Annotated in this window: 13 protein-coding genes; 10 read left to right on the forward strand and 3 right to left on the reverse strand. The window is 37.0% G+C overall.

The genetic code is table 11. The annotated features are described in order from the left end of the window. The first annotated feature begins 7 nt into the window (after positions 1-7). The 8 genes from IGJ04_RS00850 to IGJ04_RS00885 all read left to right on the forward strand — a co-directional run bounded on the left by IGJ04_RS00850 (position 8) and on the right by IGJ04_RS00885 (position 7,328). The gene (locus IGJ04_RS00850; RefSeq protein WP_438839792.1) at positions 8-1,009 is read left to right on the forward strand and encodes a V-type ATPase subunit; all 1,002 of its coding nucleotides are present in this window, start codon (positions 8-10) and stop codon (positions 1,007-1,009) included. After that, positions 999-1,310 carry a V-type ATP synthase subunit F gene (locus IGJ04_RS00855; protein WP_002357676.1) on the forward strand — a complete coding sequence of 104 codons (312 nt, stop codon included), beginning with the start codon at positions 999-1,001 and terminating at the stop codon, positions 1,308-1,310. The genes IGJ04_RS00850 and IGJ04_RS00855 overlap by 11 nt, the downstream gene beginning before the upstream one ends. Before the next feature lie 17 nt (positions 1,311-1,327). After that, positions 1,328-3,109: a V-type ATP synthase subunit A gene (locus IGJ04_RS00860; RefSeq protein ID WP_010775823.1), complete on the forward strand. Its 1,782-nt coding sequence runs from the start codon at positions 1,328-1,330 to the stop codon at positions 3,107-3,109. Then, entirely contained in the window at positions 3,102-4,478 is a 1,377-nt protein-coding gene (locus IGJ04_RS00865) for a V-type ATP synthase subunit B (RefSeq protein WP_002357674.1), read from the forward strand. The genes IGJ04_RS00860 and IGJ04_RS00865 overlap by 8 nt, the downstream gene beginning before the upstream one ends. 4 nt (positions 4,479-4,482) lie before the next feature. Then, positions 4,483-5,118: a V-type ATP synthase subunit D gene (locus IGJ04_RS00870; protein WP_002357673.1), complete on the forward strand. Its 636-nt coding sequence runs from the start codon at positions 4,483-4,485 to the stop codon at positions 5,116-5,118. A 74-nt stretch (positions 5,119-5,192) separates the two neighbouring features. After that, positions 5,193-5,582, forward strand: coding sequence for a hypothetical protein (locus tag IGJ04_RS00875; protein ID WP_010823655.1), 390 nt, complete (start codon positions 5,193-5,195; stop codon positions 5,580-5,582). Positions 5,583-5,720: 138 nt separating this feature from the next. Then, positions 5,721-6,230 carry an RNA polymerase sigma factor gene (locus tag IGJ04_RS00880; RefSeq protein WP_002360391.1) on the forward strand — a complete coding sequence of 170 codons (510 nt, stop codon included), beginning with the start codon at positions 5,721-5,723 and terminating at the stop codon, positions 6,228-6,230. Beyond that, positions 6,231-7,328 carry a hypothetical protein gene (locus IGJ04_RS00885; protein WP_126268154.1) on the forward strand — a complete coding sequence of 366 codons (1,098 nt, stop codon included), beginning with the start codon at positions 6,231-6,233 and terminating at the stop codon, positions 7,326-7,328. Positions 7,329-7,438: 110 nt separating this feature from the next. Here the strand turns inward: IGJ04_RS00885 and IGJ04_RS00890 are convergent, their stop codons facing one another. Both IGJ04_RS00890 and IGJ04_RS00895 read right to left on the reverse strand, forming a co-directional pair. Beyond that, entirely contained in the window at positions 7,439-8,326 is an 888-nt protein-coding gene (locus tag IGJ04_RS00890; RefSeq protein WP_002357668.1) for a serine hydrolase, read from the reverse strand. A gap of 153 nt (positions 8,327-8,479) precedes the next feature. Beyond that, entirely contained in the window at positions 8,480-10,360 is a 1,881-nt protein-coding gene (locus tag IGJ04_RS00895; protein ID WP_033624956.1) for a fructose-bisphosphatase class III, read from the reverse strand. A gap of 197 nt (positions 10,361-10,557) precedes the next feature. On the opposite strand from IGJ04_RS00895, the gene lysA reads away from it, so the two are divergent. Then, a complete protein-coding gene (gene lysA, locus IGJ04_RS00900) occupies positions 10,558-11,868 on the forward strand; it encodes a diaminopimelate decarboxylase (protein ID WP_025192682.1) in 1,311 nt (436 codons plus the stop codon). A 145-nt stretch (positions 11,869-12,013) separates the two neighbouring features. After that, complete coding sequence (locus IGJ04_RS00905; protein WP_016617300.1) at positions 12,014-13,006, forward strand: alpha/beta hydrolase; 993 nt, start codon at positions 12,014-12,016, stop codon at positions 13,004-13,006. A gap of 15 nt (positions 13,007-13,021) precedes the next feature. On the opposite strand, the gene IGJ04_RS00910 is transcribed toward IGJ04_RS00905, so the two are convergent. Further along, entirely contained in the window at positions 13,022-13,555 is a 534-nt protein-coding gene (locus tag IGJ04_RS00910; protein ID WP_002365632.1) for a hypothetical protein, read from the reverse strand. Positions 13,556-13,671 lie beyond the last annotated feature (116 nt).

Genomic DNA, 13,671 nt, shown 5'->3' on the forward strand with positions numbered 1-13,671 from the left:
ACGTAGCATGAGAAAACCAACGTATCATCAAATTAATCCGCTGATTCGTTTAAAAGAAACGGAGCTGCTTTCTGAGCAACAGTTTCAACAACTTTTAGAAGCGGAAACAGTTGAAGACATTAAAAATATGTTAAAAAGTACGGTTTATCAACCTTATTTAACCGAAACTTTTGAAGAAAAATTTGACTACCATTCTTCTGAAGCGCTGGGAAATCTTTATCGCTGGTTATATGAAATGGCTCCAGAACCAGCTGTAGTAACGTTGTATACGATGCGTTTTACCTTCCATAACTTGAAAATTTTGACGAAAGCTGAGCGAATAGGTAAAGATTTTGATTATCTTTATTTAGAAGATGGTCGTTATTCTCTAAACACAGTCAAAAGTGCCATTCATACAAAAAACTCTTCCGAACTTGAGCCAGCATTATTAGAAGTGATCCGTGATGTTTTTGCCTATCTGGAAGAAGGCGGTTTGCCGCAAGCAATTGATATCCTTTATGATCGAGCATTTTTACAGCAACAGCGAAAATTAGCGGATGAATTGGGCTATGAAGAGTTAACGAAGGAAGTCATCGCTTTTATTGATTTAACCAATCTATCAACGATGGCTAGAGGGATTGTTCAACATCAAAACAGTAACTTTTTATCAACCGTGCTTTCTAGCGCTGGCAGTCTCTCAAAGAAAGAGCTGTTGACCTATGCGGAAAAGTCACTTGTAGAATTTACAGCATTTGTCAGAACAACGAATTACGGACAACTATTAGAAAAGATTATCAATAAAGAAACCAATGAATTAAATTTATTGGCTTTTGAAAAACTCAAAGATGATTACCTGACCTCAATGTATGAAAACGGTCGAACGGTCGCTTTTGGGCCGCTCCCATTACTAGCCTTTTTGAATGCGAAAGAAGTTGAATGGAAAAATTTGCGTTTAATTTTGGTCGGAAAACATAGTGGGTTTTCAAATGAAAAAATTCGAGAAAGGATGCGAAAAGTCAATGGGGTATAAAATTGGTGTCATTGGAGACAAAAATTCAATCTTACCATTTAAACTGTTTGGCTTTGAGGTCCATCATGCCATTTCAGAAATGCAAGTTAGAGAAGCCATTGAAACTATGGCAAAAAATAAGTTTGGGGTCATTTTCATAACGGAAGAAGCCTCTACTTTAGCAGAAGAAACGATTGAACGATACAAAGAACAAGTGACACCAGCGATTATTTTAATCCCAAGTCATAATGGTACAATCGGAATCGGTTTAAGTGAGATTGAAAAAAATGTTGAAAAAGCAATTGGACAAAATATTTTATAATGCAAAGGAGAATGAGCGTGCAAATTGGAAAAATTGTCAAAGTTTCAGGTCCTTTGATTTTAGCTGAAAACATGTCAGATGCTAGTATCCAAGACATTTGTCATGTAGGAGATTTAGGCGTTATCGGAGAGATTATTGAAATGCGAGGCGACGTCGCTTCGATTCAAGTATATGAAGAAACAACAGGCATTGGACCAGGAGAACCAGTTATTTCAACAGGAGAACCATTATCTGTTGAATTAGCCCCAGGTTTAATTGCCGAAATGTTTGATGGTATTCAACGACCATTGGATACATTTCAAGAAGTAACCCACAGTAACTTTTTAGGCCGTGGCGTTAAAATTGATGCGTTAGATCGTGAGAAAAAATGGACGTTTGAACCGACTGTGGCAGTTGGTGAAGAAGTGTCGGCAGGTGACATCGTCGGTGTGGTTCAAGAAACACCGATTATTCAACATAAAATTATGGTGCCTTTCGGCGTTTCAGGAACGATTGCCGAAATTAAAGCAGGGGACTTTGCCATTGATGAAACAGTTTATTCAGTGGAAACGGCTAAAGGAACAAAAAGTTTTAGCATGATGCAAAAATGGCCCGTTCGGCGGGGACGTCCCATTTTAGAAAAACTAAGTCCCAAAGTACCGATGGTGACCGGACAACGCGTAATTGATACCTTTTTCCCAATTACGAAAGGCGGAGCGGCAGCAGTTCCAGGACCATTTGGCGCTGGAAAAACAGTCGTTCAGCACCAAATTGCCAAGTGGGCCGATGTCGACTTAGTCGTTTACGTTGGTTGTGGGGAACGCGGGAATGAAATGACAGATGTTTTAAATGAATTTCCAGAATTAATTGATCCAACAACTGGTGAGTCTTTGATGAATCGGACGATTTTAATTGCGAATACGTCAAATATGCCGGTAGCGGCACGGGAAGCCTCGATTTATACAGGGATTACCATTGCAGAATATTTCCGTGATATGGGTTACTCAGTCGCAATTATGGCGGATTCTACTTCTCGTTGGGCAGAAGCGTTACGAGAAATGAGTGGTCGGTTAGAAGAAATGCCTGGTGATGAAGGCTATCCAGCCTATTTAGGTAGTCGCTTAGCTGAATATTATGAACGAGCAGGACAAGTCATCGCGTTAGGAAAAGATCATCGTGAAGGAAGCATTACGGCGATTAGTGCGGTTTCGCCATCTGGTGGGGACATATCAGAACCTGTCACTCAAAATACGTTACGCGTTGTTAAAGTATTCTGGGGCTTAGATTCTCAATTAGCACAAAAACGTCATTTTCCTTCTATTAACTGGTTGCAAAGTTATTCTCTTTACTCCACAGAAGTAGGGCAATATTTAGACTTGGAATTGCAAGGAAACTGGGCCGCTATGGTAGCTGAAGGGATGCGGATTTTACAAGAGGAATCTCAATTGGAAGAAATTGTTCGTTTGGTTGGGATTGATTCCTTGTCGGATAAAGACCGTTTAACGTTGGAAACAGCCAAATCATTACGGGAAGACTATTTGCAACAAAATGCTTTTGATGACGTGGATACGTTCACTTCTCGAACCAAACAAGCGAAAATGTTGCAATTGATTCTAACTTTTGGTGAAGAAGGTCAAAAAGCCTTAAGTTTAGGCACTTATTTCTCTGAGTTAATGGCGGGAACAGTTGAAATCCGCGATCGCATTGCTCGTAGCAAGTATTTACCAGAAGAAGAATTAGAAAAATTGGATCGTTTACAAGCAGAAATTAAAACAACGATAAAAGAAATCATTGCTGAAGGAGGAATGACGAATGATTAAAGAATATCGCACAATCAATGAAGTCGTTGGTCCTCTGATGATTGTTGAAAAAGTGGCAGGCGTAAAGTACGAAGAATTAATTGAAGTACGCATGCAAAATGGCGAAATTCGCCAAGGGCAAGTTTTAGAAATCAATGGAGATAAAGCGATGGTCCAAATTTTTGAAGGAACGAGTAACATCAATATTCGTGATTCAAAAGTTCGCTTTCTGGGACATCCTTTAGAATTAGGGGTTTCGCCAGATATGATGGGGCGCGTTTTTGACGGCTTAGGTCGCTTAAAAGATAATGGACCAGAATTATTACCTGAGAAAAAATTAGATATTAACGGCGAAGTTATCAATCCAGTTGCTCGTGATTATCCCGATGAGTTCATCCAAACAGGGATTTCAGCGATTGACCATTTAAATACCTTAGTTCGTGGTCAAAAATTACCTGTTTTTTCAGCATCTGGCTTACCTCATAAAGAATTAGCGGCACAAATTGCCAGACAAGCCAACGTGTTAAATAGTGAAGAAGAATTTGCCGTAGTTTTTGCGGCCATTGGGATTACCTTTGAAGAAGCGGAATATTTTATGGAAGATTTCCGTCAAACAGGCGCAATTGATCGTTCAGTCTTGTTTATGAACTTAGCGAATGATCCAGCCATTGAACGGATTGCAACACCTAGAATGGCTTTGACAGCTGCTGAATATTTAGCTTATGAAAAGGGCATGCATGTCTTAGTTATCATGACGGATATGACCAATTATTGCGAAGCGTTGCGAGAAATTTCAGCAGCACGCCGTGAAGTTCCAGGACGTCGTGGTTACCCAGGTTATCTTTACACGAACTTAGCAACGTTGTATGAACGGGCGGGCCGAATTCGTGGCTCAAAAGGTTCCGTAACACAGATTCCTATTTTAACAATGCCAGAGGAGGATAAAACACATCCAATTCCCGATTTAACTGGCTATATTACAGAAGGGCAAATTATCTTGTCCCGGGAACTATATAAGAGCGGTATCCAACCACCAATTGATGTCTTGCCATCACTTTCCCGTCTTAAAGACAAAGGAACTGGTGAAGGCAAAACGCGCGGGGATCATGCAGCGACGATGAATCAATTGTTCTCAGCCTATGCACAAGGGAAACAAGCCAAAGAATTAGCTGTCATTTTAGGAGAATCAGCTCTTTCCGATGTCGATAAAATTTACGCAGCTTTTGCCCAACGTTTTGAAGAAGAATATGTCAATCAAGGATTCGATACAAACCGTTCGATTGAAGAAACGTTAGATCTTGGGTGGGAACTATTAAGTATGCTACCGAGAACAGAACTAAAACGAATTAAAGAGGATATGCTCGATCAATATTTAACTGAAGGGAAGTAGAAAAATGGCTCGATTAAATGTTAATCCAACCCGTATGGAACTTTCCCGATTGAAAAAACAGTTAACTACGGCCACGAGAGGTCATAAGTTGCTGAAAGACAAACAAGATGAATTGATGCGACGGTTTATTGCGCTAGTCAAAGAAAACAATGAGTTACGTATTCAGGTTGAACAAGAAGTGACGGATGCGTTATCAAATTTTGTATTGGCAAACGCAACGTTGAACGAAGCCTTTATTGAAGAGTTAGTGGCAATTCCAGCCGAAAAAGTTGAATTAGAAATTATTGAACAGAACATCTTAAGTGTGCCAGTTCCTAAAATGATTTTTGATTACGATGAATCTGTTCAAGAAGCACCCTTAGATTATGGCTATGTGAATTCAAACAGCGAGCTTGATCAAGCTTTTGCTAAAATTTCAAGCATTTTACCGAAATTATTAGCACTTGCAAATGTTGAAAAGACGTGCCAATTATTATCAAAAGAAATTGAAAAAACGCGTCGTCGTGTCAACGCCTTAGAGTATATGACGATTCCACAATTAGAAGAAACAATTTACTACATTCAAATGAAATTAGAAGAAAATGAACGTGGCGAAATTACACGTTTAATTAAAATTAAAAGCATGAACAAAGAAAATTAATGGTTAGAAAGAACGAGTGCGAAGCCAGTTGGTAGCTTTCGTGCTCGTTTTCAATAAAAAAGGGAGTGGAAAAAATGAAAAATGAAGAACGCCGCAAAGCGATTGCACTGAATTGTCAAAAGTACGAAAGTGACTATGCTCGCTTGGTGGAACCAATCAATGAGCTACTGTTAAACTTGGGAGCGACTATTTCAGAAGAAGCCGCGAAGCAAATCATTCTGAATGTAAAACGATATCATCACGGCGTGAAATATCTTCCTGAGTGTCATTTAGATGAAAGTAACCAATTTATCGAAGATGGGCTTGAAGCTCTTAAAAAGGGAGATTTAGGCAACGGTGCGTTACAACTATTTGGGGCTGGCTTAAACTTTGCTAGTTTTGCAGCAAAAGCACAAGGAACCAAAAAAATTGATGCCCACCAAATGTTGGCAGAACGTTTTACGAAGTTGTTGTCTGTAAAGTAGCCAGCTACTCATTGTGGATTTTAGTATCTGGGACAGTAGTCAAAATGACTCTTGTCCCAGATATTTTTTTTATAAAAATATGAAACCTTTTACAGATACTTAACGTCTAATAGTTAGTTAAATGAAAAGAGGTGTTTTATGGATAAAATTTCAACAAAAAAATTAGTTCAGAAAGCAAAAAAAGGAGATGGACAAGCATTTGTTCACCTTTGTCAAAAATATGAAACAGTTTTATACAATGCTGCATATAAAATGCTATTAAACGAAGTCGACGTTGCTGATTGTTTACAAGAAACTGAACTATGTGCATGGGAAAAAATAACAACATTAAAAAATGAATATGCGTTTAATTCATGGATTTTTAAAATAATGTTAAACCAAGTTCAAAATATTTTTAGAGAAAAGCAGAAAACAACTCACTGGATGGATACTTATTCTCCTGTTCCTGCTTTTGATGATTTATATGATTTGGATAAAGGATTACATAAATTACCTGATAATTATCGTGTTCCGCTAGTTATGTACTATTATGTTGGCCTTAGTATAAAAGAAATCGCTCAGCAACTTGATGTTTCAACAAATACCATCAAAATTCGTCTTTCTCGTGGTCGAAAAAAATTAAGGACATATTTAAAGGAGACATGGTAAATGGATAGAAAACGAAGTGATATATTAAAATATGAAAAAAAGATGCCTTTAGAAACAGTGGAACGTTTAAACATACAAAGAACTAAGATATTAATGGGAGAAATAAAACAATACAGACAGCCAAAGAAAAAGATATCGCGTAAACATTTAATTATAGGGCTAATTAGTATTGCTACCACTTTTACTTTGATAGTAAAAACACCCATTGGACGTGCCATAGAAGAGGTATTGGGGATTAGTCAAGATACAGGTGTTCAAACAGTAGAATCTTCTGGTGTTCCAACAAAACTAGAATTGCGGAGTGTACAAAATGAGCGAGAAATCGTATTAACAAAATTTGTATCGACAAAAAATAAAATGGCGTTTGATTATCAATTTAAGATTAAAGATCAAAAATTAAAAGAGTTATTACAGAAAAAAATCGCTAGAAATAATTATTCTCAAGATATTCAACTAGGGTTATTTAGAGAAGGAAGCAAAGAAGATTTATTTGGGGGTGTAAGTTCAACATCGTTATATAGAATTGAGAAGGATGTTTTTTATGGTTCAGTGATTTCAACTTTCAATAAGCAAAAACTTGTTAGTCAAGATCAATTAACGCTTCATATCTACCGATTAGCTTGGGAAGATCAAGAACAGCATGATAATGAATTAAAAGAAGCAATCAAAGCAAGTAGCCGATCTTTTAGTGTTGAGAATGCATTAGAGTATCAAGGTGATTGGACGTTTAAAATTCCTTACCAACCCATTATGAAAGAAACGATACCTAGCATTAAAAACGTGAAAAAAATTAAAAATATTAAGGCCCAAAGTGATGCGCTTCAAACTACGCTGATTATGGACATTCCAAATCCAGAAAAAAATAAAAAAAGTCGTGAGATTCTAATTTCAGTTTATAAAAACGGTCTTGAGATACCTATTGCACGTCAAATTGGTAGTGGCTTTAATAAAGGGGAAGATGCTACAATTAACATTTCTTTTGACTTAAGTAGTTTGGATCATAAGTCATTATATAAAGTAATCGTTAGAAATTCTTATGAAGATGATGCAGCAGGAAAAGAATTAGGTTCGTTGGAGTTAAAAAATACTCAGAAATAATTGCTAAAAAGGTTATGGAAAATACAAATATTTTAATTAATATAACTACTAATAAAAGCATCTTTTTTATTGAGCGTTGTCATTAAAAAAAGATGCTTTTATTTTCATTATCAATGGTTATCATTGGGATATTCAGACACCTGTAATTGCCATAACTTATCTGTCACTGAAGCAATAAACGCAGCACTCTTAGCATTATCAGGTCCTTTAGTAAAAATTGCTAAAGCAAAGGGGTGAGGTGTTTCTAAAATCCCCATATCATGAATAAATTCATCATAGGAACCAATTTTATGAGCAACTTTTCCTTGAGTTGTGGGAGTTTCCATTCTTTCATGGAAAACACTTTGTTTCATAGAATCATAAATCGCTTGGTAATCTGGTTTTGTTGCTTTTTCAGTATATAATTTTTGTAGAATAACAAGCGCATCTTCAGAAGAAAATTGTGGCTCTTCAATCGAAGGTGTCTTGTGCAAATAACGCTGATACATTTCTCGTTTTGCTTTTGCATCACCACCCAATGTGTCATAGAGCATATTTTTAGCGATATTATCAGAATAGGTGATGGCATATTCTTGTAACGTTTTTAATGGATATTCTGGTTGGATATTATAGGCAATGATCCCAGTTCCTTCTTCATAATCTTCTTCGGCGTTATAGGGAATCAGGTCTGTCCATTTTTTTTGACCAGAAGCAACCGTGTCGGCGACTAGCATCGTCAGTGGCACTTTAATAGTACTAGCTGTATAAAATTCATGTTGGCCATTCACGGAACGTTGTTCGCCAGTTTCTAAATCCAAATAACTAATCCCGACCGTTCCTTCAAATTCTTTGACAGAAGCGACGAGCAGGTCATTTATTTTATCAAAAAATACTGTATTTGCTGAATTGTTTTCTTCCTTGTCTTTCGTATGTTTCTCATGTTTGGCGGAATCAATTGTAACTTTTTGTTCAGATTCTTTGGCATAATCTTCGCCACGACTTGAGAAGAAGAAGCCCACAATTAGGAAAAAGCAAAGAAAGAAAATGATGCCGTATAGTGAGAGTTGCTGTTTCTTCAATGTAAAACCCTTTCCGTTTCTCTAATAGATATTTTCTCAACTCCTCCATTTAATCATTTTTCGGATAAGAGCGCAAGCGTCTTTTTAATGGCACTACTGGTTTTGTTTCATTTGTTTTTGGAGTGCTTGCGATTGCTTTAATAGCTCTTTGCCGATAGTGGTATCTTTCACTAATAGCCGCTGTAAGGGGCGATCGATGACTTGTTTGATGGAATGAATGTCTTGATTATTTAAAATGGCTGTTTCTTTACTAGAAAAAGATTTATGCGCGGTCAGTTGTAACCCGAACGAGTTGTACAACAATGTATAACCAGCAATTCCAGTAATTGTCTGATAAGATTTTGAAAAGCCGCCGTCAATTACGAGAAGCGTGCCATTTGCTTTGATTGGTGATTCGCCTTTTGTTCGTTTAACTGGTGTATGACCATTAATGATATGTCGATTTTCACCAGTCACTTCAAATTCATCTAGGATTCTTTCACAAACTTCAACTGTATCACGCAAAGAGTAATAAGGATTCTTTTCTTCGTAATGTGTTTCTTTTTCAGCGAGAAAATAACGCTCGAAGGTTTTCATAGCTCGTTTGCCAAATAATGAGGAACCTTCGCCACACCAAAGATACCATAAACAATCTGTCGCATAGTCATCTGTAATAGCAGGCTGAGCGTATGCTTCTTCTAACATTTTCTGAAAGAAGTCAACTAAAGCTTTTCCTGAATAGGAGTGGCCTTTAAATGTATAAGCTTGAAAAGTACCGTCCGCATTCAGAGGCAGACAGCCATGAATCAATAAATTTTGATTATACACAAGGTAAAGAGAAGCTTTTTCCATTAGAAAGCGCATGTGTTTTGTTAACCGCGGTGAAGACTGAAATTGCGTTAATAAATCATCAATTATCTGTTTTTCCTCACGTGTTAATTGGTAAGGCTGCTCTTCAGAAACGGTTTGGAAACAGCTGTTAATTAATGTATAACGACATTCGTCAAAAGTAATAGTTTCCCCTTGAATCTTATCTAAGCGTAGCCGATGTGCCAAGTTAAAATCAGGGCGTCGACCAATAATTTGGCCTTCTAGTTTTTCTTGAATAATGGCAATGGCTTGTTGCACACGCATCGCTACTTGTTTTTCATCTTCAGTTAACGCACGATAGGGATTTTTCTTGGGTGCAAAAGCAGGATTTTCTTTATACGTTTCTAAACTAAATTTTTTTAAGGCGGTTAAATCGATAGCATAACGTTCTTCTAACAAATCTAAATTTCCATAGCGAGCACAAATACGCACTACATTGGCTAAACAAGCCAGTGAACCACTATAAGCAGCCAGCCAAATCATATCATGATTGCCTAGTTGAATATCCAAGGAGTGATAGGACATTAATCGGTCCATAATTTTATCTGGTGCTGGCCCCCGATCATAGATATCCCCAATAACATGTAGGTGATCAATAATCAGACGTTGGATTAGATAAGCTAATTCTGTCACGAAACGTTTGGCTTCACCTAGTAAAATAATTTTTTCAATAATTTGTTGATAGTAACCGTTTTTGGTTGTTGTTTCATCATATTGATAAATCAATTCTTCGAGAATATACCCATAGGTTTCAGGAAGGGCTTTGCGAACTTTAGAACGTGTGTACTTCATCGAAGAAGAACGGACGATTTCAACCAGACGGCGAATCGTTAATAGCCACCATTCATAAGAGAGGGCGCTTTCATTTTCTAAAAGTGTTAATTTTTCTTCTGGATAGTAGATAATAAAACAAAGCTCGTCCATCTGATGGGCATTTAATTCTTGTTTAAATAAAAATTGAACTTTTTCTCGGATTCGCCCAGAACCATTTCTTAAAATATGGTCAAAAGCTTCAAATTCACCATGTAAATCACTGACAAAATGTTCTGTTCCTTTCGGTAAATTCAAAATTGCTTCCAAATTAATAATTTCTTCAATTTGTTGATCGCGGTTCAGTGTAGCCAAGTCATCTGCCTTCTTTCTTTTTCGTATATACCAATTTTTGTTTAAAAGATTAAAGTCTTGAGAATAAAGGTTTTTTATTCATATGCCAATTATTGTAGGCTATTTGGCGAAAAAAAGCAACAGGAGAAAGTCAGAGAAAAATGTGGAAAATTATAGGAAGCTACTGGGTTTTATGCTATGATTTTTAATAAAACGAAATGAAGGGGCGGGAAAACATGTTATTTGGTACAGCAAAAATGAATCGGGAAAATCATTTAGAAATCGGTGGTTGTGACACCGTAAAGTTGGCGCAAAAATTCGGGACGCCGTTATTTGTTTATGATGTCGCTCATATTCGCGCACAAGCACGTGGTTTTAAACAAACGTTAAATCAATTAGGTATCAAAAATAAAGTGGTTTATGCAAGTAAAGCATTTAGTTGTTTAGCTATTTATCAAGTGTTAAAGGAAGAAGATATTGCTTGTGATGTTGTCTCTGGTGGAGAACTATTCACAGCTTTAAAAGGGGGCATGGAGCCAGCGGAAATTGAATTCCATGGAAATAACAAAACCCCTGAAGAATTACGTTATGCTTTGGATAACAAAATAGGTACAATTGTCATTGATAATTTTTACGAAATTGACTTGTTGGAAGAATTATTAGCTACACGAAACCAAACACAAAAAGTTCTTTTTCGGGTGAGTCCTGGCGTGGATGCAGAAACACATGATTACATTTTGACAGGCCAAGAAGATTCAAAATTTGGTTTTGATGTTGCAAGTGGCCAGGCAACAGAAGCGCTCGTTCGCCTTTTATCAAATCCCTCTTTTGATGTGCAAGGGGTCCATTGCCATATTGGCTCGCAAATTTTTGCTGTGGAAGGCTTTTTAGCTGCTGTTGAAAAAATGTTCACTATTTTAGAAGACTGGCGGCAAGTCCATCAATTTACAGCACGTGTTTTAAATATGGGTGGTGGTTTTGGTGTGCAGTACACGCAGCAAGATGAGCCATTAGCACCAGCAACATTTGTTGAAAAAATTGTTTATTCCTTGAAAGGTCATTGTGAACAATTAGGGTATCCACTGCCTGAGCTTTGGATTGAACCAGGCCGCAGTTTAATTGCCGAAGCGGGCACAACGATATATACAGTTGGCGCGCAAAAAGAGGTTCCTGGTGTTCGTCATTTTGTTTCCGTAGATGGTGGCATGGGTGATAATATACGGCCTGCTTTGTATCAAGCGGTTTATGATGGATTTCTAGCGAATCGTGATGGGCATGATTCAATCAAGAAAGTCACAGTGGTTGGTAAATATTGCGAATCAGGAGATGTCTTACTTCGAGATATTTTATTGCCAGAAGTTAAAGCAGGGGATTTATTGGCCATTAGTAGTACGGGGGCTTACGGTTATTCAATGGCAAGTAATTACAACCGAAATCCTCGACCAGCGGTGGTTTTTGTCGAAGATGGACAAGCAAAATTAGTTGCTCGCCGTGAGACATATGAAGATATGACAACGTTGGATTGTTGATAGATTAAAAGTAGCCGCCTCTTTTTGAGACGGCTGCTTTTTTTCAAAAAATAACAAAATGTAAGGGTGATTCCTTTCAGAAATGAAAAATCCATAGTATATTAAATGAAGAAGGAAATACTTTAGAAGAGGGTGTGATTTGCAGATGAAATGGCTCCTCGGGTTACTGATCATTTTTGCAATGATTGGCGTTGTTTTTTCTGTTTACATTGCCAATTATTTTTTGAAAATCGCGTTGCTTAAAGACAACCCTTGGTATCATAAAAAAGGGCATCGGTTATTAAATCCGGATAATTTTCAAGAACGAGAAACAAGATATACTAAAATAGAAGAACAACAAAAACAAGAAGGCGAAGCTTTTTGGACAGAGTCTTTTGCTGAAGATCGTTGGTTGAAAATTAAAGATGAAACATTGTATGCACGGTGCTTTATTCCTTATCCAGATAACCATCGTTGGGCGATTTGTGTGCATGGTTATCGTTCAAACGGAAAACGCGATATGGCATATACTGCATTACGTTTTGCAGAAGAAGGCTACAATGTTTTAGTTCCCGATTTGCGTGCGCACGGGAAAAGTTCAGGTAATAAAATTGGGATGGGATGGCTGGATCGGTTAGATTTATTAAGTTGGCTTAGTGAAGTTCTTGCCATTGATATGGAAGCAGAAATTATTTTAGTGGGCGGTTCCATGGGAGCGGCTACTGTCATGATGGCAAGTGGTGAAAAGTTACCAACGAATGTCCGCGGATTAATAGTGGATTGTGGCTATACTTCTGTTTATGATGAATTTAAATATGTCCTACATGAATCTTTTCATTTACCCGCTTTTCCTATTTTAACGATTGCTAATCAATTAGCATTAAATAACTATGGCTTTCAATTGAAAACTGCTTCTTCCGTGAGACAATTACACAAAAATACGTTGCCCACATTCTTTATTCACGGTACAGGTGATCGCTTTGTTCCAATGACAATGTTTGAAGAAAATTTAGCGGCAACTCAGGGGATAAAAAAAGGTCTCATTGTTGCTAAAGCACCACATTTATCTTCAAGTGTCTACGAACCTGAAAATTATTACAGTAGTATTTTTGAATTTTTGGAAGAAAACTGTCCTGCGGTAAAAACAATATCCGACTAAAAAAGACATGGATTTTCATGATTCCATGTCTTTTTTTTGTCTGACTCGTTTAGCTAAATTTAAAGTGCTTAAAAAGAAAAATAACGGCGCCAAACTACCAAGGCAAAGGAACCATTTCATTGAATAAGTTAACTCTTGCTGTAAAAGAGATTCTCGTATATAGCTGAAACCTTCGCCATGGACCCGCAAATAAATATAAATGTAAGCAAAAAGAATCACTAAAGGCAAAATACAGACTTCTAATATTTCCAAAAGATAAGGAAAGGTTTTATTTAATAATTTGAGGCGTGTCTTATTCAATAGATAAGCAAAAATGAAAATTGACCATAAAAAACCAAAAAAACTAATCAAATAAAAAATCAGATTCGCACTTCCTGCGTTCATAAAAGCTTTCGGGAAAAGTAGTCTGCCGATGAATGTATTTTTAATTGTAAAAGGAACATCAAAAATGGAAATATAAAGACAAAAAAGTACTAATGTTAACAAGGCATGCCAAATCTTTTTCTCCATTTCATTTAAAAAATATCTAATTACTTGGTACATTTCCATAAACTGTCGCTCCGTGTTTGAAATAATCGTAGTTTTGACTATACCATAGCTGTGCTCAATTTTCTTGAAAAAAATACACGCAACCAGCCTCGACTATACGAAACACACAGAGTGTC

Origin of the sequence: Enterococcus sp. AZ050 (assembly GCF_051715085.1) — a bacterium.
Taxonomy (GTDB): Bacteria; Bacillota; Bacilli; order Lactobacillales; family Enterococcaceae; genus Enterococcus; species Enterococcus faecalis.

Coding starts and splice junctions, on each gene's coding strand:
- IGJ04_RS00865 (WP_002357674.1), top strand. CDS start 3,102: ATGATTAAAGAATATCGCACAATCAATGAAGTCGTTGGTCCTCTGATG.
- IGJ04_RS00905 (WP_016617300.1), top strand. CDS start 12,014: ATGAAATGGCTCCTCGGGTTACTGATCATTTTTGCAATGATTGGCGTT.
- IGJ04_RS00855 (WP_002357676.1), top strand. CDS start 999: ATGGGGTATAAAATTGGTGTCATTGGAGACAAAAATTCAATCTTACCA.
- IGJ04_RS00870 (WP_002357673.1), top strand. CDS start 4,483: ATGGCTCGATTAAATGTTAATCCAACCCGTATGGAACTTTCCCGATTG.
- IGJ04_RS00850 (WP_438839792.1), top strand. CDS start 8: ATGAGAAAACCAACGTATCATCAAATTAATCCGCTGATTCGTTTAAAA.
- IGJ04_RS00875 (WP_010823655.1), top strand. CDS start 5,193: ATGAAAAATGAAGAACGCCGCAAAGCGATTGCACTGAATTGTCAAAAG.
- IGJ04_RS00910 (WP_002365632.1), bottom strand. CDS start 13,555: ATGGAAATGTACCAAGTAATTAGATATTTTTTAAATGAAATGGAGAAA.
- IGJ04_RS00885 (WP_126268154.1), top strand. CDS start 6,231: ATGGATAGAAAACGAAGTGATATATTAAAATATGAAAAAAAGATGCCT.
- IGJ04_RS00880 (WP_002360391.1), top strand. CDS start 5,721: ATGGATAAAATTTCAACAAAAAAATTAGTTCAGAAAGCAAAAAAAGGA.
- lysA (WP_025192682.1), top strand. CDS start 10,558: ATGAAGGGGCGGGAAAACATGTTATTTGGTACAGCAAAAATGAATCGG.